A 23,741-nucleotide genomic window follows, 5' to 3' on the forward strand; every position below is an offset into this window, starting at 1 on the left:
TGTGAGCCTAATAGCTTGGATCAATGGCTATTAGACTCACTCCTTTTTGTTTTGTGTGAATGGTAGAAAATATGACTTTATTTCATTCATTTTTGATGTATCATTATTCAATTAATCATTTTTATATCAATGAATTTACTAAAAAATATATGTATTATTTATGGACTTTTTGTTTCTGTATTGGTATAATATTACTGTAACTGAATATTACAAAGGAGGAGTTATTTTGCTTTCTAATAGACTAGAAAACATGAGTGATGATTTATCTAAAAATCATAATGTTGATGATTATTTGGAAGAAATTCAAGATGAAAACAAAGATGAATTTTTTAAATTAGCAATTGATGAATTAAATGATTTTATTAACACTAAATCCCAAAACATAATGAGAATTTTCACTTCTATTTTCATTGTTGCTGGATTAATCTCTATTTCATTAACTTTATGGTTTTTGCCAATGATAAATGATACCTATCAAAAAGAAAATATACTTCATCAAGGGGCATTGAATTATGAACTTAAACATATGAAACATAGTGATAATCCTACTGAGAAAATACAAGATGGCGTACAAGAATTACAGAATAATTCCTTACAGAATCCTGAAAACTCTAAATTGATATTCTATGTATTAGGTGCTGGATTATTGGTATCACTATTTGCCTATATTTTGCCAATTATATTTTTATCATTTAATCGTGTTTCATTAAAAAAATATAAGGCTCTACTGTTAGAACTAAAAGAACAACGTTATATTCATTTGAGTAAATAAAAAAGCCCTATATTTAGGGCTTTTTTTATTTAAATGATACTGCATATCTTTTTATACCTTTGTTACTATCATCTTCTAAAGTTAGATATGCTTCATATGTGCCACCATCTTTTTTAGGTAGTTTTAACTTCTTCTTAGTCTTACCATTTAAAATTAACTCTTTTATCTGATTTTCACTTAATTTCTTTTTAAAGAAGTTGCTAAAGAAAATTTGATCGCAGCGATTACATTTATATACTTTTCCTCTTTTTTGTATTTGTCCGTCATCACAATTAGGACACTTACCTATATCGTTTGCCTGTTGTATCTCGCTTGCTAATTTACCAACTTTAGCATTTTCTTGCTTTTCTTCTTTAAGTGATAATTCTTTTTCTATAAACTTCTTAATCATTGAAATAAACGAATCTTTATCTGCTTGTCCTTTTCCAATTTGTTTTAAACGTTTTTCCCACTCAGCTGTCATGCTAGGACTTGCTAATAAGGTGTTTTGAACTGCTGTACAAAGCATTTCCCCTTTAGGTGTTACATAATAACGATTTTTTGATATTTTAATATATTCTCTTTTAATCAATGTTTGAATAATGTCTGCTCTCGTGGCTTCTGTACCTAAACCGTTTGCTTCTTTCATTATAGCTTGATCTTCTTGCTCGTCTAATGTTTTTCCTGCTGTTTCCATCATTGCTATAAGTTGTCCGTCTGTAAATGGTTTAGGGGGCTGTGTTTTGCCTTCTGTCTGTTCAATTCTTGCTTCAACTTCTTCATTTTCTGTTAGTTGAGGTAATTTAGTCGTTTCTTCTTTTTCTGTATCATTATTATTGCTAAATAAAGATTTCCAACCTTTATCTTTTTCAACTTTACCAGTTGAATAAAATACTAATTCATTTACATTCGTTTCTACTTTAGTTTCATTATAGATATAATCGTTCGCAAAAATGGATAGGGTAGTAGATACCACTAAATTTAACAATTTACGTTCTTTATCATTTAATGCTTTTAAATCACTTTCAGATGGTATTTTTGATGTAGGAATAATAGCGTGATGTTCTTCTATTGTTTCAACAACATATGGCTTTCTTGCTTCAGTATACGTTGTTTTAAAATCCATTTGATACGCTGATTTTAATGCTTCTAGTTTTTGTACTAAATAATCAAATTCACTTTGAGTAATTGCTGGTGTGTCTGTTCGTGGATAAGTTAGTATTTTTTTATCGTATAAACTTTGAGCGATATTTAAAGTTTCTTTTGAATTGAACTTAAATAACTGACTAGCTTTTTTCTGCAAACCAGATAATGAGAATAGGTTAGGGGATTTTTGGTGCTTTTCTTTGGTTTCTAACTTTTGTATATTACCTTTATTTGCATTATTTAATTGATGTTGTTCATATAATTTTTTGATTTCTGACTGATCTTTAGTTTTTATTTTTGCTTTACCCTCATATTGACCATGTTCAGCTGTAAAATGACCTTTAATTTCATAAAAAGGCTCTGATACAAAATTTTCAATTTCTTTCTGTCTTTCATAAATCATAAATAGGGTAGGGGTTTGTACACGTCCGATTGAAATAGTTTCATTAATACCTTTATTTCTAAAAATATTGCTATATAGCGAAGTTAAATTCATACCAACTAAATAATCACTAATTTGTCTAGCGTTTGCTTCTTGATACATATTCAAGTCAACTTGATTATCACTTAACTGTTTAAATTTCTTTCTAATATCTTCATGCACTAATGAACTGTTAGCATAGCGTTTAATGGTTTTATTTTTTACGCCACTTAATCTTAAAATTGAATAAAATATATTCGATCCCTCACGACCATAATCAGTTGCATTTATAATCGTATCGGCTTCATTGAGTAATTTTTTAACTACATTAAATTGGCTTTGCTTTCCTTTTGCTATACCATATTCATATTGGCTAGGGAAGAAAGGTAAATTATTTATATTCCATGTATTAATAGGCTCTTTATAGTCTTTAGGGGTTTTCATTTCTACTAAATGACCAATTGCCCAAGTAACAATAGCGTTACCTACAATATCGCTGTCTAATTCGATATATCCACTTTGTTTTTGCTTAATTCCTAATGCTTTGGCATAATCCATTGCTTGTGACGGTTTTTCTGCTAAAATAACTGTTTTCATAATATACAACCACCTTTTAATAATAGGGTGATATTCTAATATCACCCTATCCTCTTAAAATAATTGTTCTTTCTGTTTTTTCTCTTTATTTTCTTTTTCTTTGTCATTTAATTTTTCACTTAAACCTAAATTCACGCTTACGCTTTCTGTTGATTTATTAACAATTGAGTTTTGTGTTTCTTCATTCAATTCATTAAATGATACACCATTTACTTTATTACTTTCGGGAGTGAAACCACTATTAAATTCGTTTAGACTATCTAAACTTTCTTGTCGTTCTGCTTCACTCATATTATTTAATTCTTCTTTAATTTTATCTTTATCAACTGAATTTTCGTACTGTTTATTAAATTTATCATTTGCTTCATTAGATTGTTCTTGTTGGCGTTCTTGTTGCTTTTCTTCTGTCTGCTCTGCTTCTCTTTGTTTAGTAGCTTCTGCTTCTGCTTCTTTCTGTTTCTGTAATTGTCTATAATTTGAAAATGATATTTTCTCTTTATATTCATAATGGTTATCTTCAATTACTGGGTCTGTATAACCTAGATCAGAACGTATATTATCATAATTATATTCAAAGCCTTTATCTGTTCCTACCGTCAACATGTCTGGATATACGCTATATTGAAATGCTTTTTCTAATTTTAAAGGTTGGCAACCACTAACTAATAGTAAGCATTCATCATTACTCAATGCTGAAACTTCTTCGGGTGTCATTAAAGGTCGTTTCATATAATTATCGCCTATTTGTTTAGATATATTGCCTTTACTTTTCGTCATATCGTTTTTCTTTTGTGAAATTGTTGTATCGCCTAATGACTTACTTATCCATTCTGTTGTCGTGGTATCTGTTCTATCTGCACGTAATAATAGCTTAGAATCATGGTTACTTAAAATTTCTTTAGCTTCATCATGACCATACATATTTTTCTTTTCTAACTGTGCTTTGTTTTGAATGATTGTGTGCATACTTAAACCTAATCCACGACAAGTTGCTAATGTTTTAGCGTATTTTCCTATCTTACCTATGTTGGCAAATTCATCAAGGAACATTGCTATTTTTCGTTTTAATTTATTATCTTCACTTTCAGAAGCAATATCATAATATACGCTAATCATTTGTGAAAAGAATACTGATGTTAAAGGTGCAAATGTATCATCTTCCATTGAAAGTTTTACATATAAAATACTTTTTTCATCAATAAAATCTTCAAAGTTGAAATCACTTGTTGATGTCATTTCTTGTACTTCTGGCACTTTGAATATATCAAAACAAGTATTTAAAGTTGCTGTAACAGATTTACGAGTTACATCAGTTAAATCTTTTATTGCTATCATATAGTCATAGGCAGGGTGGCTTTTATCAAAAGTATCTACCCAATCATTAAACTTTTCCTCATCTTGAACATATTCATTATATACGTCTATAACTTTACGCATATTAGCTTCTTCTTTATCATATTCAACTTTCACATATATTATTAATGCTGCCAGAATATTCGTAGCTGAATCTTTAAAGAATGAGTTTCCACTACCACCATCTTGAACATTAGTAAACATAGTATTAGCGATTGTTTTGGCTTGTAATTCGTTTTCTACATAATACAGAGGATTATATCTTGCTTCTTTGAAATGTAAAAAATCGACTTGATAAACTTTATATCCTTGATCTTTTTTCATTTGAGCAGTTAATGTTTTTAATTCACCTTTAGGGTCTACTGATATGATAGATTTGTCTTTTACATTAATAATATTCGGCAGTACATAGCTTTGAGTTTTACCGGAACCAGACGAGCCGATAACTAATACATTTTGGTTTGCTATGTCTGTATCATCTTGCATTATTAATAATTTATCTTCATGAGGTACTTTACCTAGAACATAACCACTTTCCATATTTAAGTTATATTTTAAGGCTTCAATTTTAGCTTCATATTTTTTGTTTTTAGTTAATTTATTCAAAAAATTCAAGCTCTTGTATTTACTATCTTTGTTTTTAGCAAATGTTTCACCATTTCTTAATTCATTAGGATCTCCCCACTTAGCTGTACCATGTAAGCCTACTTCATCTGCTTCTGAATATCCTTTTTCTTCAAATAAAATTCCTTGCATTAAATAGAATAGGGCGAATACAACAACTGCAAAAATCAGAAAGATAGTGAACAAATTAAATTGATCTATCATATGGACTGTTACATATTTAAAACTAAATAAGTTCTCATTTACTTTGCTAAAATCTAACTTAGGTGATACATCTTTATTAAAAATAACGCCTAAAAATATATTGATTATATGTGTGATATATAATGCTATAATTGCTAAAATTGAAAAACTAATTTGCCAATGCTTTTTAAGTTTTCGACCACTAAAAAATAGTTCTGGCATAGTATCATACCCCTTTATTTATAAATGATAATTGTTGGCTTGCTGTTGATTTTTCTTTTTACGTTTTTTTGGTTTTTGTTGATTGCCACGTTCCATTTCATTTGCATAGAATGATAAAAATTGTGTTAAATCAACTTTTTGACTTCTCATCACTTTATCTTTCTGTTGAGTATTATCTTGCTCTTGCTTATGTTTTTCGTTATTACTTTGTTTGTTTTGATATAAATCTTTAGTGTGCTTGTTGATTACTTCTTCAGTTGGAACATTGTTATATCTATCTAATTTAATCATTAATTGTACTTTTTCATTTGGTGATTGATCCTTAACTTTTTCATAATTTGATTGTCCTATATTGTTTAATAAATCATCATCTATATGTTCTTTGTATGTTTGAATTTCATTTTTTCTTTGTTCAATAAATGTACTTTCTACAAAATATTCTGGACTATCTTGGTTTAAGTTTTTAAGTTTTTGTTGACTAAAGAATATATCTTTACTTGCTTTTTCATAACTATCTCTCATTAAAACATTACTTGGTATACTATCTGATTCTTTAAATAATTTTTGTACATTAGGTGCTGATATAATATTTCCTTTATGAGCTTCTTGTACAATAAATGCTTTTTCATCATTATTAAATTGGTTATGTGTAGTAGGGTACATTTGTTGTACGATAATATTATTTTTTTCTATTTCAGTATCAAATACTTTCTTAGCTGAATTATAAATTGACTGTCTTTTTGCTTCTTTTTTCTCTAAATTGTTTTCTTCTTCAAGTAATGTTGAAAATCTATTTTGAATTTTTTCTGCATATTGTTCAAGACTATAACCTTGATTTAAAATATCTTTCTTATATTCATCATCATTATCAACTTTATCTGCTATATATTTCCAATAAGATTTTTCGATTTGATTTTTTTCAATATCATTTTGAATTTTACGACCAAATGTAGAAGCATTATTAAACATGTTCTTAAGTGTTTCTTTGGCTTCAACATAACCAACATCATGCTTATAACGGTTTTTAATTTCTTTGTAACTTTCTTCATCTTCGCGTACTAATTGATTAGCTTTATTTACAAATAAATTGATTTCTTTTTGTGCTTTTTCTTTTTCTTCATCAGTATAAATTTGAGATACTTCGCCTTGATTATATCTTCTAATTTGTTCATTTTTTTGTGCGTAATAAGTAATAGGTTCGTAAGTTTCGCCAGCTATTTCGCAACGCTTTTTTTCTCTTTGTTCTAGTCTATATTCTTCTTGTGTTAATGGAATTTCTGCTATTTTATTTAAACCCTGTTTTTCAAATGAACGGTGGTCGTATTGTCTTAAACTTTGCTCTCTTTGTGAATAATAGTTTAATTTATTTGCCCAATTTTCTCTGATTTGATTCATTTTTTCTTTATCAAATTCTGAAAATCTTACTGTTTCACGTGATTTATTTCCACTTTTTGTTAATATATGATTGCCATTTTCGTCAAATCTATATTTACTAATTGATTTTTTACCCCAACTTTGATCTTCATTAAAAGGTCTTGTAGTTAAAAGAACATGTGCATGAGGATTATTAATATCATCTCTATGAATTGATATATCTGCAACCATACCTTTATCAACAAATTCACTTTTTACATAGTCTTTTGTCATTTCAGTTTGTACTTCTCTATCTAAATCATTAGGCAATGAAATTAAAACTTCTGTTGCTAATCTTGGTGATTGTGTTTTTGAATTTTGCTTTTCAACTTTATCAACTTCATTCCATAAAGTTTCTCTATCACTAGCCCAACTAGGTGCATTTTGAGGAGTTAATATCATGGATTCTGGTTTAACAACATGATTTTTAAACTTAATATTTTCATCAGTACGTTCACTATATAATTGTTCATCAGAACGATAAGAAGCACTAGCAACAATATTTTTTGTATCTCTTGAAATATGTTGAACGCTTAACATAAAGTAACCTTTTTCCATGATAACACCTCCTTTTTTTATTTGCCCCTGCAGGAACTATAACAACCGTTCGAACTATAACGGTTGACCATTTTAATGCACAAAATAATTTTGTGCGTAAATGGGCAGTGTCTTACGAACTGGTTATATTATACCATAATGTGATGACTTTTCCAATGTAATGTGTTACGATTAATGTATAATAAATAAAGTTTTAAAAGGAGTTTTAAAATGGCTAAAATCAAAAAAACAGATATTAATAAATTAAGTAAACTAGAACAGCAAATCGAAGAATTAAAGCAAAAAAAGGAACAACAAGAAAAACAAGTAGCAATTGATATTGGAAACTATATCTTAAAAGAAATTGATATTGATGAAACAAAATCTGTTGATGATCTATATAAAGTTATTGATGAAATTATTGATAAATATAACAATAATTCAAATGCAAATACAGACGAAGATATAACATATACTAATGACCTAGAAAATGAACAAGAGAATACAGAAGAAAATAATGAAAATAAATAATACATTTTTCTAAATGATTGAAGTGATTTTATGGACGATTTTAAAAATATTAAAAAAACAGAAGCACAAATTGAAAGAGCTAAATTACAAAAAAATAGACTAAAGAATAATGACCGTAAAGAAAGAGCACATAGATTAATAAGAAAAGGGGCTTTGTTGGAAAAGTATTTTGAAACAGAAAATTTAGATCCAGATGAAACGGAAGAATTACTTAAAATTTTTGCGAATTATATAAATGCAAATAAACCAGATAAATTTAAAAAGGGGTAGTTATTTATGGCAGAAAATATGCCTGAAACAACTCGATTTGAATATAGTAACGAAGAAAATACAAGAAGTTATAGCGAAAAAATTGCAGATTTAAGAAGAAACGATAAAAACATTAATGATAATGTTAAATTAAGAGATCAGTATTTTAAAATTATAGAAGATACAGGTTATAGCAAAAATAGAAATGAAGAATATTTAGATATACAAGTACCTATTTCAGCACTAGAGCATAGAAAATTAGAAGAAAATATGGATCCAGAAGATAGAGCTATATATCGTCAAGAACAAAGAGATGATCCAACTATTGATGATGTTTCTGAAGCTGAAGAATTGGCTAATTATCAATACCATGAAAATATAAAAAATGACTTTGAAAATATTTTAGAAAAGATAGATAAAGATTCCAAAGAATATCAAGATATTGAAAAAGTTGAGAATCTTATTACAAAACTTACTAATTCAGATTCTATTGAATTATATGAATTTGATGACTTTGATATGACATTAGATAATCCAAATTTAGATGAAAATGTGTATTTACAATTCAAACGAGAAAACAATAATTATGTAATTGATTATCAAAATTTCGTTGAGAAAAATGATGAAAGATTAGAAATAGATGATTATAAAGAAATGAAAAACATTGAAAATAATAACGAATCCAACAACTCTATAGGTAGTATTACAAAAAATAATAAACTAGAAATTGAATATGACGAATATAAAGATAAAGCTGTTAATATAGTTGAAAACTCCTCCGAAGATATTCATAAAATAGAAAGAGAATTAGAAAATTATGAGTTTGCTTCTGAAAATTATCATGAATATTTAAAAGATAAATATACAGATTTTAATCAGTATTTGAAAGATAATAATATTTCTAATCCTAATGAAAAGTATTCAGATGACTTAATAAAAAATGCAAAAGTATATAGTAATATTCGTTTAAAAATGGAAGAAATTGATGATGAATATTTTTCTGAATATGGTAAGCATGTACCTAATTATATTGATTATAGTGAAGAAATAAAAAGCACTCCACAAAATTTACAAAAATTAAAATCAGTTGAGCTTGAAAAAAATGTGATTGGTTTACTTCCAAAAGATCAACAAGAAAATAATTATAGAGAAACGCTTAGTAGGTTAGATAAAAATAAATCGACTTTAAAAGAGGATTTAAAATCGTACATGAGTAATACAAAAATTGATAATGCAATCAATTCTGTAAAAAAACATTTTGAAAATGTAAAAGTTAAAGCAGAAGATATTCAACAAACATTTAAAGATTTAGGGCAATGGAATACTGATAATAAGTTTGTTAAAAATATTGATACTGTTATTGATAAAGTTAAAAACCTATCACAAAAAAATGATAATAAGATTGATATAAATGACCCTAAATTATTAGAAAAACTACAAACTAAATTTAAAGAGTCCAACGATTATATTAATTCTGTTGATGAAAATAACCGTAAAGAAGATTTATTAAAAAAAGAAAAATCTAATTATTTAGAAAATACTTTAAATATTGCTAAACCTCAATTATTAGAACAATCTCATAAAATAAGTGAAGATGTAGCTGATCTAACAGAAACACAAAAATTAGGTTTATATAACTTTGCTAAAGATGTAGAGTCATTAACGAAAGATAAAAATTATTCATCTTATGAAGATATGAAAAATAATTTAGATACTATTAAAATAACTTCTCAAATTGAAAATGATTTAGGTAAAGAAATCGTTGATAATCGTAGGTTAGAATATTTAGTTTCTGATGTTAAAAAGCCTGCAATTTTAAATACAATTTCTGATAATCAAGACCACTTAAATCAATTCATTAATAAAAGCAATGAAAGTATTGGCAACATTACTAGAAGTGATTTAAAAAATTATCAGCAAAACGCTAATGGTGAATTAGATAAAATTCAACAAACCAATAGAGCAAATGATTTAAGAAATAATGACTTATTAAAAAAATATAATAGTCAAAAACAAATTGATGCACATCAAGAAAAACCGTCTAATTCTCAAGAAAATAAAAATGAAGTACAACAAGAAGATAAGGAAGAAAAAATAGAAAAAAAGCAAGTGAATAGAGGTATGAATATACAATAAAAGAGGTGATATGTATGGCAGAATTTAAAGAAACAGATGGAATTTTAAGAGATAGCGTTCGCAATATATCTTTTTACAATGCTTACAAAATACAAGAGCATAGCTCACGTGAAAATGATATTCATGATGAATCTCAAAACCTTATTAACCTTAATGAAGAATCTAAATTAAATGAAATTGATAATAATTATAATAAAGATAGTTTAGATGAATCATATGGAAATATGAACAAACAAGAGCAATTAAATAAATATAAAGAACTTTATACCATGCAAGAACATTATTACATGTACAATGTTCAAAATGACAGCTCACAAGATTTTTACATTACACAAAACCAATTAAAAACATTAAAAGAATTAGATTATTTAGAAAAAAATGTATTGACTGACCAAGAAAAATATCAATCTCAATTTGAAGCAAATCAGAATATCCTAAATCAAGATAATCTCAATAAGAAATTAGATGAAACTAAAAATGAGTATCAGCAACAATCTCAAATACTTTTCCAAAATAGCAATACTGATAAAGAAAATTTTGAAGAGTTACAAGATGAAACTAAAAGTATTCTCGCTAATAAAAAAGTGTTAGATAACAATGATGAATTTATAAAAAATAATAAAGATGATCTAACGCAAATTAATGAGAAAGAGGAAGAAAAACTAGATCGCAAACGAAAAGAAGCAAAGGAAGTTGAGAAACTACAGTCTAAAGATATTATGTGGAAAATTGTTGAAGAACAAGGGAAAAACAGTCAATATTTAACCGAAGAGGGCGAACAAACTTTAGACGCACGTACAAACGCTGATAATATACAAAGACAAATTTCAACAAATAATTCTGCACAATACGGGCAAAGCCAAATTTCTAGAAACACTTCTTACACAAATGCTTATTCATCATTACAGCATTCACAACGTGTTTCTAATGCTAATGTAACTCAACAGCAAGAAGATCAATATAATGAGAAACAGCAAGAACAAAAAGATGATAATATACAAGAGAAAGAACAAAAACAACAAAGACATAGAGGTATGTCATTATAAAGGAGTGTCTATATGAAAAAAGTGCTTATGGGTATTGCATTTTTATTAGGTGTTGTATTAGTTTTAACTGCTTGTGGTAAAACAAGTAAAGATAAACTACAGGGCGAATGGAAAGCTGATAATGGATTTGCTAAAAATTATATAGGTGAAACTATGACGATCAAAAAAAACAATGTAAAAGTTACAGGTGAAGTTGCTGAAGATTCAGGTGCAATTAAATATTTTAACTTTAAAGATAAAGATGATGATGAAGCTAAACATATTAGATTGTATGCTGAAACCCCAAAAGAAGATGTATTTGATAAAGACAATCCTATGATTGATGGTGTATTGCACTTTGAGGACGATAATACATTAACTATAGAGGGAGAAGATGGGGCGGAATTTAAATTTACAAAAGAGTAATAGTGATAACTATTACTCTTTTTGATTATTTTCTATTCTCATTTTTTCTTCTGCTATTTCAAATATATCTTGAAAATTCTTACCATAAAAACTGCATATTTTCATTAAAAATTCTAAAGGAACATTTGATACTTTCGCATTTTCAATTTTTGAAATATACCCACTTGATACGCCTAATGTTTTAGCAATTTGACCTTGCGTTAAATATCTATCTTTTCTTAAATTACCCAATTCATAGCAAAACAATTTATATGTTCTAGAAATTTCTTTATCCGTCATCCACTTTCTTTTATTCATCAAAATCACACTCATCTATTTTCATTTTAGCTTTAGCTTTCTTACAAATAACGTCAATATCTACATCATAATAATTTGCTATCTTTAAATATGTTACTAATGAAGTAGTATCCTTTTTTCCATTTTCAATATTAGAAAGATAAGAAGCAGGAAATCCTAAATCATAAGCTACTTTTTCTTGTGTTAAGCGCTGTTCTTGTCGCTCATGTTTTAATTCTAAACAAATATATTTATGTAATTTTAATATTTCATAATTACTTTTCATAGGATATGATCCTTTCAATTATATATATATTCCCTCTCACTAATTATATATATATAACTATAGATACAGAATATCTTAAATTGGAATAAATTATCCTATTGGATATATGTTTGCTTTATAAATCAATTTTTTAATGGTAATATCGAAGTATGTACTAGTTAATAAAATTTAAGTAATCGCATTCAATTTTTAGTTAATTAGTGTTAAGATATTTATATAACAAAAAAGAGCAACTACTACTAATAGTTGCTCTTCGGTAAGAATACATTTCTCTTTTCTCGATATATTTGTATTATATAACGTATTTTTATTAAATTCAAGTATATAAATCGTTAGCCATAGATTGAAAATGTGAAAGCGTATTCTTACCTCTTACCAACTAAAATTCGGAAAGAGGTTTTTTATTATGACTGAAGAAAGATTTAATATTCAACAACAATATAGAGAAAAATTTTATCAACTGCCAAAAGTGTTTTTTACTAATGAGAAATATATGCAATTAAGTAATGATGCAAAAATTGCGTACGCTTTGTTAAAAGACAGATTAGAATTATCAATAAAAAACAATTGGTTTGATGATAATGGCGATATATTTTTCATTTTCACAAATGAAAAATTGAAAAAAATTTTAAATGTTCACAATACTAAGTTAGGAAAAATAAAAAAAGAATTAAGTGAATCTGGTCTGTTAGATCAAATTAGATGTGGGCAAGGTAAACCAAATAAATTATATTTGAAGAATCCATCAATTACTAAAGATGATATTTATGAAATTAAAAATCAAGAAGAAATAATCAGTGAACCTTGTCATGACAATGACGTCCCAAAATCGGATTTCAAGAAATCCCAAAATAGAATCTCTAGAAATCCCAAAATAGAATCTCTAGAAATCTCAAAATCGGACACTAATGATACTGATTTAAGCAATACTGATTTAAGCAATACTGAATTTAGTGATACGAATGATATGAATGATATAAGTGAAACCAAATCAGAAAATACAAAACCTAATCATACAAATCATACGAATCATTTAAAACAACAATCTGACGAAGAAGCACTTAAAGAACTAGAACTACAAGAAATGCCTGAACAAGTTAAAAGATATATGAATAACTTTAGTGTTAAAGAAGTAAAAATCATTAAATCAGTTATACTAAAAGCTAAACGTTCATTTAATGATTTGCATAATGAAGTGTATATGCTGGAAGATATGGATAATGAATTACTTACAGTACTTAAAAGATTCAAAGGTACAATGGTTAAAAAACAAGAACGCGTTGAAGCAATGCAGGGGTATTTGATGCGTTGTATTTTGTCTGAACTTGAAGAAATGCACTCAACAAATATGCGTAGAAAAAACTTTGAAAATAGTCCACTCAATATTTTCAATTATTAAACATTACTTAAAAAGATAATTTTTTAAATTAAATATTTACTATAACAAAGGGAGTGCTTAAAAGTGAGTAACGAATATAATATTAGAGATACTAAAAACATGTTTGAATTATTGGTTAATAAGAGGGTTACTATTACACTTAAAGATCAAAAAGAAACCCAAATAACTGGTGTCCTTGTTCACCAAACACAATTTGAACTTTTATTAAAAGCTAATGTTAAATCTAAAGAAACAGGAGAAACATTAGAAAAATTAAGAATTATACCTAAACATAGTGTATTGATTGTTAAAGAAAAATAAAAAAAGAACCTCATAACAGGTTCTTTTTACTCTAGTCATCAAAATATGGATTAAAATGTTTTACATCTTTTAAATATTGCGTGATTATATGATCTATTAAAAATGTTCTTGTTGTGAATTTAGGTGAAAGTTTAACTAAACGATCTAAATCGTCAATAGTTCTTTGTTGCAAATTAATATTTATTCTTTTAAATTCGTTTTTTCGTTGTTTCAATAAAACCCCTCCTATATCATTTAACAAATCGCAAAATATATGTATAATATACATATTTATATATTCGCATTATATCATTTAAACGCTTTATAATAAAGTATTTAAATGATTTTTAATTATTATAAAAATACTCAAAAATGATTGATTGAATAATACCAATATGTTAAAATTATACTATAAAAGAAAAAGGGGTGATGTAAATGAAAGAATTATTTGATCCAGTTAAAAATATGTTGAAAGATATGGTTTCTGGTTTTATGGGAATCGTAAATACTATTGCTATACTAGGGATTGTAGTTTGTGCAATAGGTACATTGACAGGCTCTCAACAAAGTAAAGAAAAATTTAAGGCAGGGCTTGTTTGGATATTCATCGCATTTGTTGTTATCAACCTCGCAAGACAGATTATTAGTGCAATTAGTGGTTATTTTTAACTTTAAAACAATAAAAGAGAGTGAAACCTTAAAAACGTGTTCACTCTCTTTTGTTTTAAATGAAGTGAGGTGAGTAAATGGCTGAAGAAAATAAATATAATTTTGTAGGAAAAATTGATTTAGAAGTTGATAAGGATAGATATTTAGTCGGAAATTTGAGATGGAAAGATATAATCATAACACTTCCATTTGCTTTAATTGGTATTTTTATAGCTTATCTTTTATACAAAAACTTCGGCTATTCATTCGGTAGCACAGGTGGTTTTATAGTCTATGTTGTATTATTTGCACCAGCAATCATTGTATTCTTTATAACATCTGTTAATGCACCGGATTATGAACGGAAAGAAGTTAAAATTATAAATTATCTAAACTACCAAAGAAAATACGGAAAAAGAAATAAAATATTTGAATATAACAATAAGCAAATCAACAGAAAGCGTGATTTTATGGAGGATATTAGATCTCAATTTGGTATTTATGATATTTCAAGAGAATGCTATGAAATGTTTGATCCAGAAGATTATATAGCGAAAGTGATAAAAGTTAGTTGTATTAATGTTACAGCTTTACCATTAAGCGATCAAAGAAAAGTTTATAGGGGGTTTGAAACTTTTAATAATAAATTAGATTATCGTTTATTCCCTATACAAATTGCTACAAAAACAACGCCTATTAGTTTAGATAGCTACATTGAAGAATGTAAAGTTATTTTTAATAATAGTGAAGATAAAGCAGATCGCTTATTTGGTGAAAGTTACTTATCATTTGCTAATGATATACAAAGAGATAAAAAAATGGTTTCTAAATCTCCGTATATTATTATCAAAAAGAAAAAGAAATCGAATGAAGATAGTTATGCAATTTTAGATGAATTAGCAGAGCGTTTAGTATCTGATGTAGAGAATATGTTACCTAGTCAGTATAGTTTAAAAGCAGAAATTTTAAATAATGATGAGTTATTTAGTTTATTACATTATTCAATTGACTATCTTAATGCTAATTTACTTTCAGCTAATCAAGTTGAAACTGGTAATTATGTAACATTTTCTGATAATGATAATGCAAGATTCAATGAGTACTGGAAAGAAAAACGAGAAAGTAAAATCATGTAGGAAAGGGGGAAATAAAGTGAAATTACTTGAAAAATTGAAGCCTAAAAAGAAAATTGAAGATCAAGAAGTGACGTTAGAAGAAACATATGATGTCAATGAAACACTTCTTTCAAAGCTAGCACCTGATTCTATTATAGAAAAAGAAGATTATATACAACTAGGTGATAATTACACTAAAACGTTTGTCATTAGTTCACTTAAATCACAAATAGAAGCTGATGATTTAAGAGAAATTAATGAATTAAGTGAGAATATCAATATGAGTATTTTCTATAGTGAAATTGATAATTCTAAAATAGAAAAAGAATTGTCAAAAAGTATCAGTGAAAATACAGCAAAAGTTAATTCTGAAACAAACAAAGCACATATTAAAGCAAAAGCTCAAGCAGAGATTGATAGTGCTAATACTTTGCTTGAACAGTTAGCACATAAAGAAACAAAAATGTTTGATTTGCAGATATTACTTACAGTTATCGCTAATAGTAGGGAAGAGTTAGACAGTATGTCGGGACAAATACACACGAAATTTAGTGCATTAGGTCGCGTTACTTATCCACGATTACGTTCAAAAGAAGCATTTGATAGTAATTTACCATTTAACAATAATAAATTACCGGAATTGTCTACAAATACAATAAGCTCAAATGCTTTGAGTTATTTATTTCCATTTCATGAAAATGAAATTATACATGATAGTGGAATTATTGTAGGAAAAAATAGAACGACTGGTAATATTATTAAAGTTAATCCTAAAAATCTTTTGAATAAGCATGAATTTACTGTAGGAATTTCTGGATCGGGAAAAAGTACCTTTTTATTTAGCGATATGATGAGAAAGAAAACATTAGGAGATGATATTTTAGTTATTGATCCTAAAGGTGAATTTGGTGAGCCTTTTAAAGTTGCTGGAGGACAATGGTTTAAATTTAGTAATAGTAAAGGTGGGAACATGTTAAACATGTTTGATGTTCCTGCACAATCAATTAAAGTTGATGAGAGTGGTCATTATCAAGAACAAATAAATCCTTTAAGAGATCATATTTCATCTTTAATGGTAACTTTCAATTTGATGTATCAAGAACTCACATTAGATGCTAGTAATGAGTTATCAGAAGTATTAATAGAATTATATGATGATTTTGGCATGAACATTGATGATGATAATTTTAACTATTCTAAAACAAAATCTACAGACTTCCCTACATTGAGTGATTTAGCAAACCTAATTGACAGTTTCGCTAAAAAAACTATTGATAATAATAAAGAAAACCCTAAATATAATTTGGAAAGGTATGAAAGACTTTCTAACTTTAGAAAAGGGATTGAAAAATATGTAACTGGATTATATGCACACGTTTTAAATGGTCATACGAACATTGAGGTTAAAGATAGTGGTTTAGTTGCTTTTGATGTATCAGAAATAACAGAAATTAAAGATTTGAACAGAGTTGTTTATTATAACGTTTTAACTTATATTAAAAAATTAATTTTAAATGGAAATGGAAAATCTACACAAGTATATGTTGATGAAGCACACTATTTAGCTGATCCTAAAGTACCTGTAGCAATGGAAAACTTATTTATCATGATGAAAGTGTTCCGTTCATTAAATTGTGGTGTAACATCTGCAACTCAATCAATTCAAGACTTCTTTTCGGCAAAAGATGATTTGCGTAACTACGGTGAAGCAGTTATTGACCAATCTGTACAACGACTTTATTTACCTATGCAAGAAAAAGAAGTAGATGAAGTAAACGAAAGATTAAATTTAAGGCTTTCAGAAGAAGATAAAGACTTCTTAAAAGTACGAAGTGGTGAAAAAACTGAAGATACTGGTAAAGGATTCTTTTATGTAGGATCTAAAAAAGTTAAGATTGAAGTTATTTTAACCGAATTAGAAAAAAAAGTGTGGATTGATAAGAATTACGAAGATTTTCTTGACTGATTTGAGGTGAGTGCATGGCTAGGGACGGAAAAGATTATGCAAAAACAGGGGTAGGTTTATTAACGAAAATTCTAGGTTGGAGTACCATAGGAATAATTATAATCATCATTGCTGTTGTAATGACTATTGTATTAGTTTTACAACATAAAAAAGACGAAGAAGAACAACAAAATGCTTCTGGTGATTATACAGTTAATGGTGGTACTGTACAAAACCCTCGTAGTGATTATGCTCAAAATGAAGTTCCTAAAGAATTTAAAAAATTATATAAAAACATTGCTGATAAATACGATATAGATTGGCAATTGTTAGCAGGTATTCATAGAGTTGAAACTGCATTCAGTAGTAATGTACAAGAATCTAGTGCAGGTGCAATAGGACATACGCAATTCATGAAATGTACATGGGCTGGCTGGAGTGCAGGAGGTTGTAGTGGATCATTAGGAAATGCAAATATTCCTAAAAAAGAATATACCGATCCTAAAGTTGTAAAAAAAGGTGGTGGCGAAGGCGTTGATGGTAATGGTAATGGCAAAGCCGATCCAATGGAAATTTCAGACGCATTAAGTGCCACTGCTAAAAAACTAGAAAAAGATGGTGCGAATAAATCACCGGAAAAGGCTATTCATTCATATAATCATTCAAGTGAATATGTAGGTAAAGTAATGGGGCATTATAAGGCATACAAGGATAATGTGAAATGGGTAAAAGCTGGTATTAAAGATCCTAAGGAACTAGGTAAGTCGAGTGGTAGTAGTTCTTCTGGAGGAAAAAGTATTAAAGGTGTTGATGGTGATTTACCGAAACCAGATAAAAAGAAATTCAATCTACAACCAACTTATCCCTACGGTCAGTGTACATGGTATGTACATCAACGCAGACATCAAATTGGAAAAGATGTTCCCACTACACTAGGTAATGGTGCTGATTGGGGAGACAACGCTAAAACAGCTGGATTTAAGGTTAATAGTACGCCGAAAGTAGGTGCAGGTGCTTCAATTAGAGCTGGTGATTTTGGCTCACCTGCCCCTTATGGACACATAATGTTTGTAGAAAAAGTAAAAAAAGATGGTGGAATTGTAGTGTCAGAATCTAATGTTAAAGGTTTAGGCGTAATAAGTTATAGAGAATTTAGTAAAAATGATACTAAGAAAATGCAATTTATTCACGATAAATAAGAGGTGATGTAAATGAAGAAACTTTTTGTTGTGATAATAACTTTGACTTTAGTTGTCGCTGGTTGTTCATCTCAAGAAGATAAAAAAGACAGAGAAACAGAAAAAAACACAAATAATACAACGAAAATTGTTAAAAATTTTCTAGAGCATAGTTATACAGAAAATGATATTAAACAATGGAGTGAATTTGATGAGTATGCTTCAAAACAATTAAAAAATACAGTGAAAAATCAAAAACAAACGTATGATGATAATGGAATAACAAAAGAAATGGAAGATATTTCTTTATATAAAAATTCTGATAATGATAAAGAGTATATGTACAATATCAAGGTTAAAAAGACTGATGATAATGCCAAAAATATAGATTACAACCAGAGATATGGAATAGTAAAACTAAAAAATGAAGATGGTCATATCAAGGTCAATAATTTAAAAGAAGTTGGTAGCGAAACCTATAATGGTGGTGATTAAATGCCTAAAAAAATTTATATAGTATTCGGTGGAATTTCATTATTAATAATTATTTTCTTTATCACTACATTAACTGGTAGTAATTCAAATAATAATAATGATGATGTTTCAGAATCGAACGAACAAACATCAACTTTAGATAAAAATTATAGTCAAAAACAAATAAAGATGGCAGAAAAAAGAAGTGAAATAGAGTCAGATGTGGATGAAAAAATGCAAGAATATATAATAGATACGGAATCACCGAAAGACCAAGCAACTTACGATAAGGCAATTACAATGAGAGATAACGATAACCAAAAACAATTAAAAAGAAATGTGAAAGATTTAGTGGAACAAAATAGAGAAGTTAGAGATTTAAATACTGAAACATCTTTTACAAATTCAGAAAAAATAGAAGGAACTTATGATTATATATTAGTTTATGAGAAAGATGGTAAAACACAATCAGAAACTAAAGATGGGAATTATACTTTAGAAACAAATAAAGATGGGTATTTTTACATCAAAACGTTTGAATAGAAATGAGGGGTAAAATGAAGAAATTTTTAGCACTTATAAAAAAATGGCTTTTAGTATATAAAAAAAAGTATATAGAAACCCCTATAAAAGAAAAGCACGTCGATCTTAAAAAGAAAGACGTGCAACTCTATGAAAATAGAGTAAAAAGCGAGGTAGAAAAGACGTTGGCATTACAATATTTTCTACCTGCTACTATTATAACCATATTTTTAGTATATGCAATATTTACTTATATTCAAGATTTTATAAATTATTTAGGAGGGCTTTGAAATGGGCAAATTTAATAAGATAGTAATAATTAGTCTGTTATTTATACTAATGCTCATTCCATTAAGTAAAATAACATATGCTAAAGATGAGCCAAATAAGATAGATGTTAAAAAAATAACATATGACGAAGATAAGGGAATAGGCGTAGAAAATGAATTGAATGGTAGTAGTCAAGAGGCTTATGATAGCTTGCCAAATGATGAAGAACTAGCAAATCAGTTAAAGAATAAAAAAGCAGATATTGCGACTTCTTCCAACAAAAAAATTGGTAAGGGTAAAGGTGAGTTGTATAAAGCATATAAAGATGAAATAGATGATTATATAAAGGAACGAAAGAAAGCTGGTTTATCTACAGCAGGATTGAAAAAAACAGCTGAAAACTTTGATACTGAAACAGGTCAAATCAAAAGTAAGAATCCTTTTGACGTTCAGAAACATATTACAAATTTAGGGTTGAAATTCGGCAAATTTACAATTGATGTTGCTACAGAGCCACTTAAATCGTTTACTATGAAACCATCAGATGTTTTAGATGCACCATCTGCTAAACCTATGAAAGACGCTTTTAATAGTCTAACTGATATACTAATCGCATTATTTCTAATTTTTCAATTGAGTAAAATCATGCTTTCACGTGCGACTGATATAGGTTATAACGGTCAATTAATTTATGATAAATTATTTAAAACAATAAGTGCAGTAGTATTAATAGGTTTGTATGAACCTATTTTCAAATTAATTTTAAACTTTCAGTATCTTTTAGTAACGCCAATTTTAAAGTCTATAGATATAGATGGTAAGATGTCTAGCATAATTTCATTAAATGCTTTATTAGTTGATTCTACAGGATTAATGTTTTTACTGCCTTTTGTCGGCATAATGATTATAGTAGTTACACTAAGTCTATTTTATAGTTTAGCTTTAATGATTATATTGTTCATAGTTGGTCCATTAGCAATAACAACTATGGTAAATGAAGATATGGAGTTCTTTTCATTATGGTTAAGAAAAGTAGTCAGTCGTGTCTTAACTTTAATGTTGCAATCGCTATGTATTGCAATGAGTTTTGCATGTTTATTTAGAGTTACATTTAATTATAAAGAAACTGTGACTGACTACATGTTGGGAATTGCTTTCTTGTTTGTAGCATTAGGAGTGCCGAAACTACTTGAAAACTTTGGTGATAGTTCTGGTGCAGGACGTTCAACTATGTTATTTATGCGTTCGGTAGGTAGAAGAAGATAAGGAGTGATCAGTGATGAGTACATTAAAATTAAATAGATTTGGTGAAATTGAAATAGAGGGCAATGATATTAATTACTTCGCCCCAGTAACTAATTTTTCAAATCAACATGTTAGAGTAGAGGATTTAGAAAATGATTATAGTAAGTTTTTAGAAGAAATAAATTATAATGAAGTTCTAGCTCAAGTAAATCAATTTGATGTAGATGGTAAATATATAAAATTCAAGTATCATCAAGAAAGTACATCTGGTTATCATACAATCAGAAACTTATCGTTCGACCAGCAATTATTTTATTTTAGAAGTTTAATTGAAATTGCTAAGTTACAAGATAAATATTCTATGCAAGTATTGTGGAAACTAGAAAATTTTATTTTATGTACCGAAGAAAATGACGAAAAAGTTAAGGCGTTGCTTTATCAATTTAATGATGATATGAAGATTTATGATAAAACGAAGTCATTAGATGGCTTAAAAAGAATGATATTGATTGGACTTACTAATCTGAATAGTATCATTGGAAAACCTACAAGAGCTGATTTTGTTAATAAGGATCAAGAAGTAATTGATTTTGCAGAAGATGTTTTGGAATCAGATTCAATTGATGATATAGAATCAAATATTCAGAATAGAATTGATGTAATTGAACAACAAAAAGAAGAAGAACGAAAGCAAGCCGAATTAAATAATGATAAAAAGAGTAGATCAAAGTTAATACCATTGAAAAAGAAAAAGGGTGAATTAGAAAAAAGAAGCCCAAAAGATCAAATCAAAGAGAATTTAAAAAAGGAAGCTCAACAGAAAAAGACTGGTGAGAAACAGAAGAAAGATTTTAGTATTAAAGGTATTAAAAATAAGATGTTCAAAACCACTAAAAGCACTATTATTACTATAATTTTAATGTTGTTAGTTGTATTTTTAATAATGTTAATGCCTAATATTGTTAGTAATAACTCAAAAGACAAAGAAGAAAAAGCACAAGAGCAAAAAATTAATAATAAAATCACAAGCATTTATAGAGAATACGTCAATGGCAATGAAAGTAAGGCTCATCAAAAAATGTTTGCAATTGATTATAAAAAGATTCCTAACAAAAAAGATAAAAAGATTTACTTGAATTGGTTAGTTAAAGACAAAAAATATACTAAAGCATTAGATCTAAATAAAGATGTTGCTTATACAATCGGCGAAAATATTAATGATGATAATGTAGATCAACTTAAAAAAATAAATGCTAATGATAAATATAAAATATTATCATTTTATATAGCTGACCAAGAAAAAGACTATCAAACTGTGATTGAAATGCAAAATGCAGTTGACCTAAAACGTAAAGATGTTGCTAATAAATTAGCTCAATCTCATATTTTAACTAATCAAAAGAGTGAATTAGATAAATTAATAGATAAAATAGAAAAAGAAAAAGGCACATCTTCTAAAGAATATAAAAATATGAACAATGCTAAACAGTATTATGAAGAAAGTAATGAAGAGTTAAAAGAAATGAAAGAAGAAAGAGATGAAGCTAAAGATGAAGTAGATCAAGCTAAAAAAGATGTAGATAAAGCTAGTAAAAAAGATAAAAAAAGTAAAAAAAAGCAACTAGAAAATGCGAGGGAAAGTTTAGAAAATGCTGAAAAACGTTATGAGAAAACATATAACGATATAATAAATACTAAAGAAGATGAAGCTATTTCAAACGAATAATAAAATGAGGTGTTTATAGATGTGGATAGTTATTAGAATAATAGCATTAATTTTAGCCCTCGCACCAATTTGGTATATGTCTAGAGGTGAAGAAATACCGAAGCAAAAGAAATTAATACTGTGCGTGTTATCAGGTATCGGTATCATTTTATTTGTTGGAACAATTTTTATGCGCTTTTCCTAGAGGTGACTTATAAGTCACCTCTTTTATATACATAAAAATAATTACATGAAAGTTGATAAAATAGTAAATGAGTGATAAAATATACATAAAAATAAAACCTATAAAGATTTAAATAAAGGGGGGGTTTTATGACTATTACATCACTAATTTTACCTATATTTATTTTATTAATAATTTTAATTATATGTCACCCTATAAAAACATTTAGAATAACAGCCAAGTTTTTTGTATTAATAATGTTTATTATAATAGGACTTTTTATGGTTGGATTACTAGTAGCACAATTATTTAATAGTGCTTTTAGCTTGATTGGATTGTAATTTATATACGATTAATAAAATCTTTGAAAGATTATTTAAGAGGAATGAGTGAAATAAAATGTATAAGAATAAACCTAAATATGAAGTTCTTAATCAAAATAATGATATTATAATTTCTGGTGATATATTAAGTGAAATCATATCAACTACTATTTTAGAAACTTTTAAGCATTTAGAAAGTGATAAAAGTTTGCTACACAAAATAAATAAAAATTACTTTAGTTTTTATAATGTCCTTGCAGATGTCTATAAAAACAGTG

26 protein-coding genes are annotated in these 23,741 nt (G+C 27.6%); 20 read left to right on the forward strand and 6 right to left on the reverse strand.

Going from position 1 to position 23,741, the window contains the following annotated elements:
• Positions 1-226: 226 nt before the first annotated feature.
• Entirely contained in the window at positions 227-772 is a 546-nt protein-coding gene (locus HMPREF2586_RS00005; protein WP_070812541.1) for a hypothetical protein, read from the forward strand.
• Positions 773-797: 25 nt separating this feature from the next.
• Here HMPREF2586_RS00005 and topB read toward each other — a convergent pair whose 3' ends face one another.
• The 3 genes from topB to HMPREF2586_RS00020 are packed head-to-tail and all read right to left on the reverse strand — an operon-like array spanning position 798 to position 7,268.
• Entirely contained in the window at positions 798-2,915 is a 2,118-nt protein-coding gene (gene topB, locus HMPREF2586_RS00010) for a DNA topoisomerase III (protein ID WP_070812542.1), read from the reverse strand.
• Positions 2,916-2,969: 54 nt separating this feature from the next.
• Complete coding sequence (locus tag HMPREF2586_RS00015) at positions 2,970-5,297, reverse strand: VirD4-like conjugal transfer protein, CD1115 family (RefSeq protein WP_070812543.1); 2,328 nt, start codon at positions 5,295-5,297, stop codon at positions 2,970-2,972.
• A gap of 18 nt (positions 5,298-5,315) precedes the next feature.
• Entirely contained in the window at positions 5,316-7,268 is a 1,953-nt protein-coding gene (locus tag HMPREF2586_RS00020; RefSeq protein ID WP_070812544.1) for a MobA/MobL family protein, read from the reverse strand.
• 210 nt (positions 7,269-7,478) lie between these two features.
• Between HMPREF2586_RS00020 and HMPREF2586_RS00025 the strand changes: the two genes are divergently transcribed.
• From HMPREF2586_RS00025 to HMPREF2586_RS00045, 5 genes are read left to right on the forward strand one after another with little or no spacing between them, the layout of a single operon-like run.
• A complete protein-coding gene (locus HMPREF2586_RS00025) occupies positions 7,479-7,778 on the forward strand; it encodes a hypothetical protein (RefSeq protein WP_070812545.1) in 300 nt (99 codons plus the stop codon).
• Between the two features lie 30 nt (positions 7,779-7,808).
• Positions 7,809-8,048, forward strand: a complete 240-nt coding sequence (locus HMPREF2586_RS00030; protein ID WP_070812546.1) for a DUF3847 domain-containing protein — start codon at positions 7,809-7,811, stop codon at positions 8,046-8,048.
• 6 nt (positions 8,049-8,054) lie between these two features.
• Positions 8,055-10,163: a V-type ATP synthase subunit I domain-containing protein gene (locus HMPREF2586_RS00035; protein ID WP_070812547.1), complete on the forward strand. Its 2,109-nt coding sequence runs from the start codon at positions 8,055-8,057 to the stop codon at positions 10,161-10,163.
• A 14-nt stretch (positions 10,164-10,177) separates the two neighbouring features.
• A complete protein-coding gene (locus HMPREF2586_RS00040) occupies positions 10,178-11,209 on the forward strand; it encodes a hypothetical protein (RefSeq protein ID WP_070812548.1) in 1,032 nt (343 codons plus the stop codon).
• A 12-nt stretch (positions 11,210-11,221) separates the two neighbouring features.
• Positions 11,222-11,614, forward strand: coding sequence for a hypothetical protein (locus tag HMPREF2586_RS00045; RefSeq protein ID WP_070812549.1), 393 nt, complete (start codon positions 11,222-11,224; stop codon positions 11,612-11,614).
• 12 nt (positions 11,615-11,626) lie between these two features.
• Here HMPREF2586_RS00045 and HMPREF2586_RS00050 read toward each other — a convergent pair whose 3' ends face one another.
• Together HMPREF2586_RS00050 and HMPREF2586_RS00055 are read right to left on the reverse strand one after the other, a co-directional pair.
• On the reverse strand, positions 11,627-11,911 hold the full coding sequence (locus tag HMPREF2586_RS00050) for a helix-turn-helix domain-containing protein (protein WP_070812550.1): 285 nt from the start codon (positions 11,909-11,911) through the stop codon (positions 11,627-11,629).
• On the reverse strand, positions 11,904-12,176 hold the full coding sequence (locus HMPREF2586_RS00055) for a helix-turn-helix domain-containing protein (protein WP_070812551.1): 273 nt from the start codon (positions 12,174-12,176) through the stop codon (positions 11,904-11,906). The genes HMPREF2586_RS00050 and HMPREF2586_RS00055 overlap by 8 nt, the downstream gene beginning before the upstream one ends.
• Positions 12,177-12,582: 406 nt before the next feature.
• Between HMPREF2586_RS00055 and HMPREF2586_RS00060 the strand changes: the two genes are divergently transcribed.
• Together HMPREF2586_RS00060 and HMPREF2586_RS00065 are read left to right on the forward strand one after the other, a co-directional pair.
• Positions 12,583-13,575: a replication initiator protein A gene (locus HMPREF2586_RS00060; RefSeq protein ID WP_070812552.1), complete on the forward strand. Its 993-nt coding sequence runs from the start codon at positions 12,583-12,585 to the stop codon at positions 13,573-13,575.
• 63 nt (positions 13,576-13,638) lie between these two features.
• On the forward strand, positions 13,639-13,875 hold the full coding sequence (locus HMPREF2586_RS00065) for a hypothetical protein (RefSeq protein ID WP_070812553.1): 237 nt from the start codon (positions 13,639-13,641) through the stop codon (positions 13,873-13,875).
• A gap of 31 nt (positions 13,876-13,906) precedes the next feature.
• Here the strand turns inward: HMPREF2586_RS00065 and HMPREF2586_RS00070 are convergent, their stop codons facing one another.
• Entirely contained in the window at positions 13,907-14,089 is a 183-nt protein-coding gene (locus HMPREF2586_RS00070) for a hypothetical protein (RefSeq protein ID WP_070812554.1), read from the reverse strand.
• Between the two features lie 200 nt (positions 14,090-14,289).
• Here HMPREF2586_RS00070 and HMPREF2586_RS00075 point away from each other — a divergent pair, with 200 nt between their 5' ends.
• From HMPREF2586_RS00075 to HMPREF2586_RS12915, 12 genes are all read left to right on the forward strand, one after another.
• Complete coding sequence (locus HMPREF2586_RS00075) at positions 14,290-14,523, forward strand: TrbC/VirB2 family protein (protein ID WP_070812555.1); 234 nt, start codon at positions 14,290-14,292, stop codon at positions 14,521-14,523.
• A 77-nt stretch (positions 14,524-14,600) separates the two neighbouring features.
• A complete protein-coding gene (locus HMPREF2586_RS00080) occupies positions 14,601-15,638 on the forward strand; it encodes a hypothetical protein (RefSeq protein WP_070812556.1) in 1,038 nt (345 codons plus the stop codon).
• A gap of 16 nt (positions 15,639-15,654) precedes the next feature.
• A complete protein-coding gene (locus HMPREF2586_RS00085) occupies positions 15,655-17,583 on the forward strand; it encodes a VirB4 family type IV secretion system protein (protein ID WP_070812557.1) in 1,929 nt (642 codons plus the stop codon).
• A 14-nt stretch (positions 17,584-17,597) separates the two neighbouring features.
• Positions 17,598-18,761: a CHAP domain-containing protein gene (locus HMPREF2586_RS12540; protein ID WP_256324316.1), complete on the forward strand. Its 1,164-nt coding sequence runs from the start codon at positions 17,598-17,600 to the stop codon at positions 18,759-18,761.
• 12 nt (positions 18,762-18,773) lie between these two features.
• A complete protein-coding gene (trsH, locus tag HMPREF2586_RS00095) occupies positions 18,774-19,235 on the forward strand; it encodes a TrsH/TraH family protein (protein WP_070812558.1) in 462 nt (153 codons plus the stop codon).
• Complete coding sequence (locus tag HMPREF2586_RS00100; protein ID WP_070812559.1) at positions 19,236-19,757, forward strand: hypothetical protein; 522 nt, start codon at positions 19,236-19,238, stop codon at positions 19,755-19,757.
• Positions 19,758-19,771: 14 nt separating this feature from the next.
• Positions 19,772-20,026 (forward strand): hypothetical protein, encoded by a 255-nt coding sequence (locus HMPREF2586_RS00105; RefSeq protein ID WP_070812560.1) that lies wholly within the window; start codon positions 19,772-19,774, stop codon positions 20,024-20,026.
• Position 20,027: 1 nt separating this feature from the next.
• Complete coding sequence (locus tag HMPREF2586_RS00110; protein ID WP_070812561.1) at positions 20,028-21,272, forward strand: conjugal transfer protein TrbL family protein; 1,245 nt, start codon at positions 20,028-20,030, stop codon at positions 21,270-21,272.
• Positions 21,273-21,285: 13 nt separating this feature from the next.
• Positions 21,286-22,977 (forward strand): hypothetical protein, encoded by a 1,692-nt coding sequence (locus tag HMPREF2586_RS00115; protein ID WP_070812562.1) that lies wholly within the window; start codon positions 21,286-21,288, stop codon positions 22,975-22,977.
• A gap of 19 nt (positions 22,978-22,996) precedes the next feature.
• Positions 22,997-23,161, forward strand: a complete 165-nt coding sequence (locus HMPREF2586_RS12765; protein ID WP_176747361.1) for a hypothetical protein — start codon at positions 22,997-22,999, stop codon at positions 23,159-23,161.
• 128 nt (positions 23,162-23,289) lie between these two features.
• Complete coding sequence (locus HMPREF2586_RS00120; protein ID WP_070812563.1) at positions 23,290-23,481, forward strand: hypothetical protein; 192 nt, start codon at positions 23,290-23,292, stop codon at positions 23,479-23,481.
• 58 nt (positions 23,482-23,539) lie between these two features.
• Positions 23,540-23,741, forward strand: a 202-nt coding sequence (locus tag HMPREF2586_RS12915; protein WP_218117658.1) for a hypothetical protein, incomplete at its 3' end; no start/stop codon positions are given.

Source organism: Staphylococcus sp. HMSC034G07, from assembly GCF_001835975.1.
Lineage (GTDB): Bacteria > Bacillota > Bacilli > Staphylococcales > Staphylococcaceae > Staphylococcus > Staphylococcus ureilyticus.

Coding starts and splice junctions, on each gene's coding strand:
- topB (WP_070812542.1), bottom strand. CDS start 2,915: ATGAAAACAGTTATTTTAGCAGAAAAACCGTCACAAGCAATGGATTAT.
- HMPREF2586_RS12540 (WP_256324316.1), top strand. CDS start 17,598: ATGGCTAGGGACGGAAAAGATTATGCAAAAACAGGGGTAGGTTTATTA.
- HMPREF2586_RS00020 (WP_070812544.1), bottom strand. CDS start 7,268: ATGGAAAAAGGTTACTTTATGTTAAGCGTTCAACATATTTCAAGAGAT.
- HMPREF2586_RS00045 (WP_070812549.1), top strand. CDS start 11,222: ATGAAAAAAGTGCTTATGGGTATTGCATTTTTATTAGGTGTTGTATTA.
- HMPREF2586_RS00055 (WP_070812551.1), bottom strand. CDS start 12,176: ATGAAAAGTAATTATGAAATATTAAAATTACATAAATATATTTGTTTA.
- HMPREF2586_RS00015 (WP_070812543.1), bottom strand. CDS start 5,297: ATGCCAGAACTATTTTTTAGTGGTCGAAAACTTAAAAAGCATTGGCAA.
- HMPREF2586_RS00035 (WP_070812547.1), top strand. CDS start 8,055: ATGGCAGAAAATATGCCTGAAACAACTCGATTTGAATATAGTAACGAA.
- HMPREF2586_RS00030 (WP_070812546.1), top strand. CDS start 7,809: ATGGACGATTTTAAAAATATTAAAAAAACAGAAGCACAAATTGAAAGA.
- HMPREF2586_RS00025 (WP_070812545.1), top strand. CDS start 7,479: ATGGCTAAAATCAAAAAAACAGATATTAATAAATTAAGTAAACTAGAA.
- HMPREF2586_RS00100 (WP_070812559.1), top strand. CDS start 19,236: ATGCCTAAAAAAATTTATATAGTATTCGGTGGAATTTCATTATTAATA.
- HMPREF2586_RS00080 (WP_070812556.1), top strand. CDS start 14,601: ATGGCTGAAGAAAATAAATATAATTTTGTAGGAAAAATTGATTTAGAA.
- HMPREF2586_RS00105 (WP_070812560.1), top strand. CDS start 19,772: ATGAAGAAATTTTTAGCACTTATAAAAAAATGGCTTTTAGTATATAAA.
- HMPREF2586_RS00075 (WP_070812555.1), top strand. CDS start 14,290: ATGAAAGAATTATTTGATCCAGTTAAAAATATGTTGAAAGATATGGTT.
- HMPREF2586_RS00120 (WP_070812563.1), top strand. CDS start 23,290: ATGACTATTACATCACTAATTTTACCTATATTTATTTTATTAATAATT.
- HMPREF2586_RS00115 (WP_070812562.1), top strand. CDS start 21,286: ATGAGTACATTAAAATTAAATAGATTTGGTGAAATTGAAATAGAGGGC.
- HMPREF2586_RS12765 (WP_176747361.1), top strand. CDS start 22,997: ATGTGGATAGTTATTAGAATAATAGCATTAATTTTAGCCCTCGCACCA.
- HMPREF2586_RS00110 (WP_070812561.1), top strand. CDS start 20,028: ATGGGCAAATTTAATAAGATAGTAATAATTAGTCTGTTATTTATACTA.
- HMPREF2586_RS00050 (WP_070812550.1), bottom strand. CDS start 11,911: ATGAATAAAAGAAAGTGGATGACGGATAAAGAAATTTCTAGAACATAT.
- trsH (WP_070812558.1), top strand. CDS start 18,774: ATGAAGAAACTTTTTGTTGTGATAATAACTTTGACTTTAGTTGTCGCT.
- HMPREF2586_RS00040 (WP_070812548.1), top strand. CDS start 10,178: ATGGCAGAATTTAAAGAAACAGATGGAATTTTAAGAGATAGCGTTCGC.
- HMPREF2586_RS00060 (WP_070812552.1), top strand. CDS start 12,583: ATGACTGAAGAAAGATTTAATATTCAACAACAATATAGAGAAAAATTT.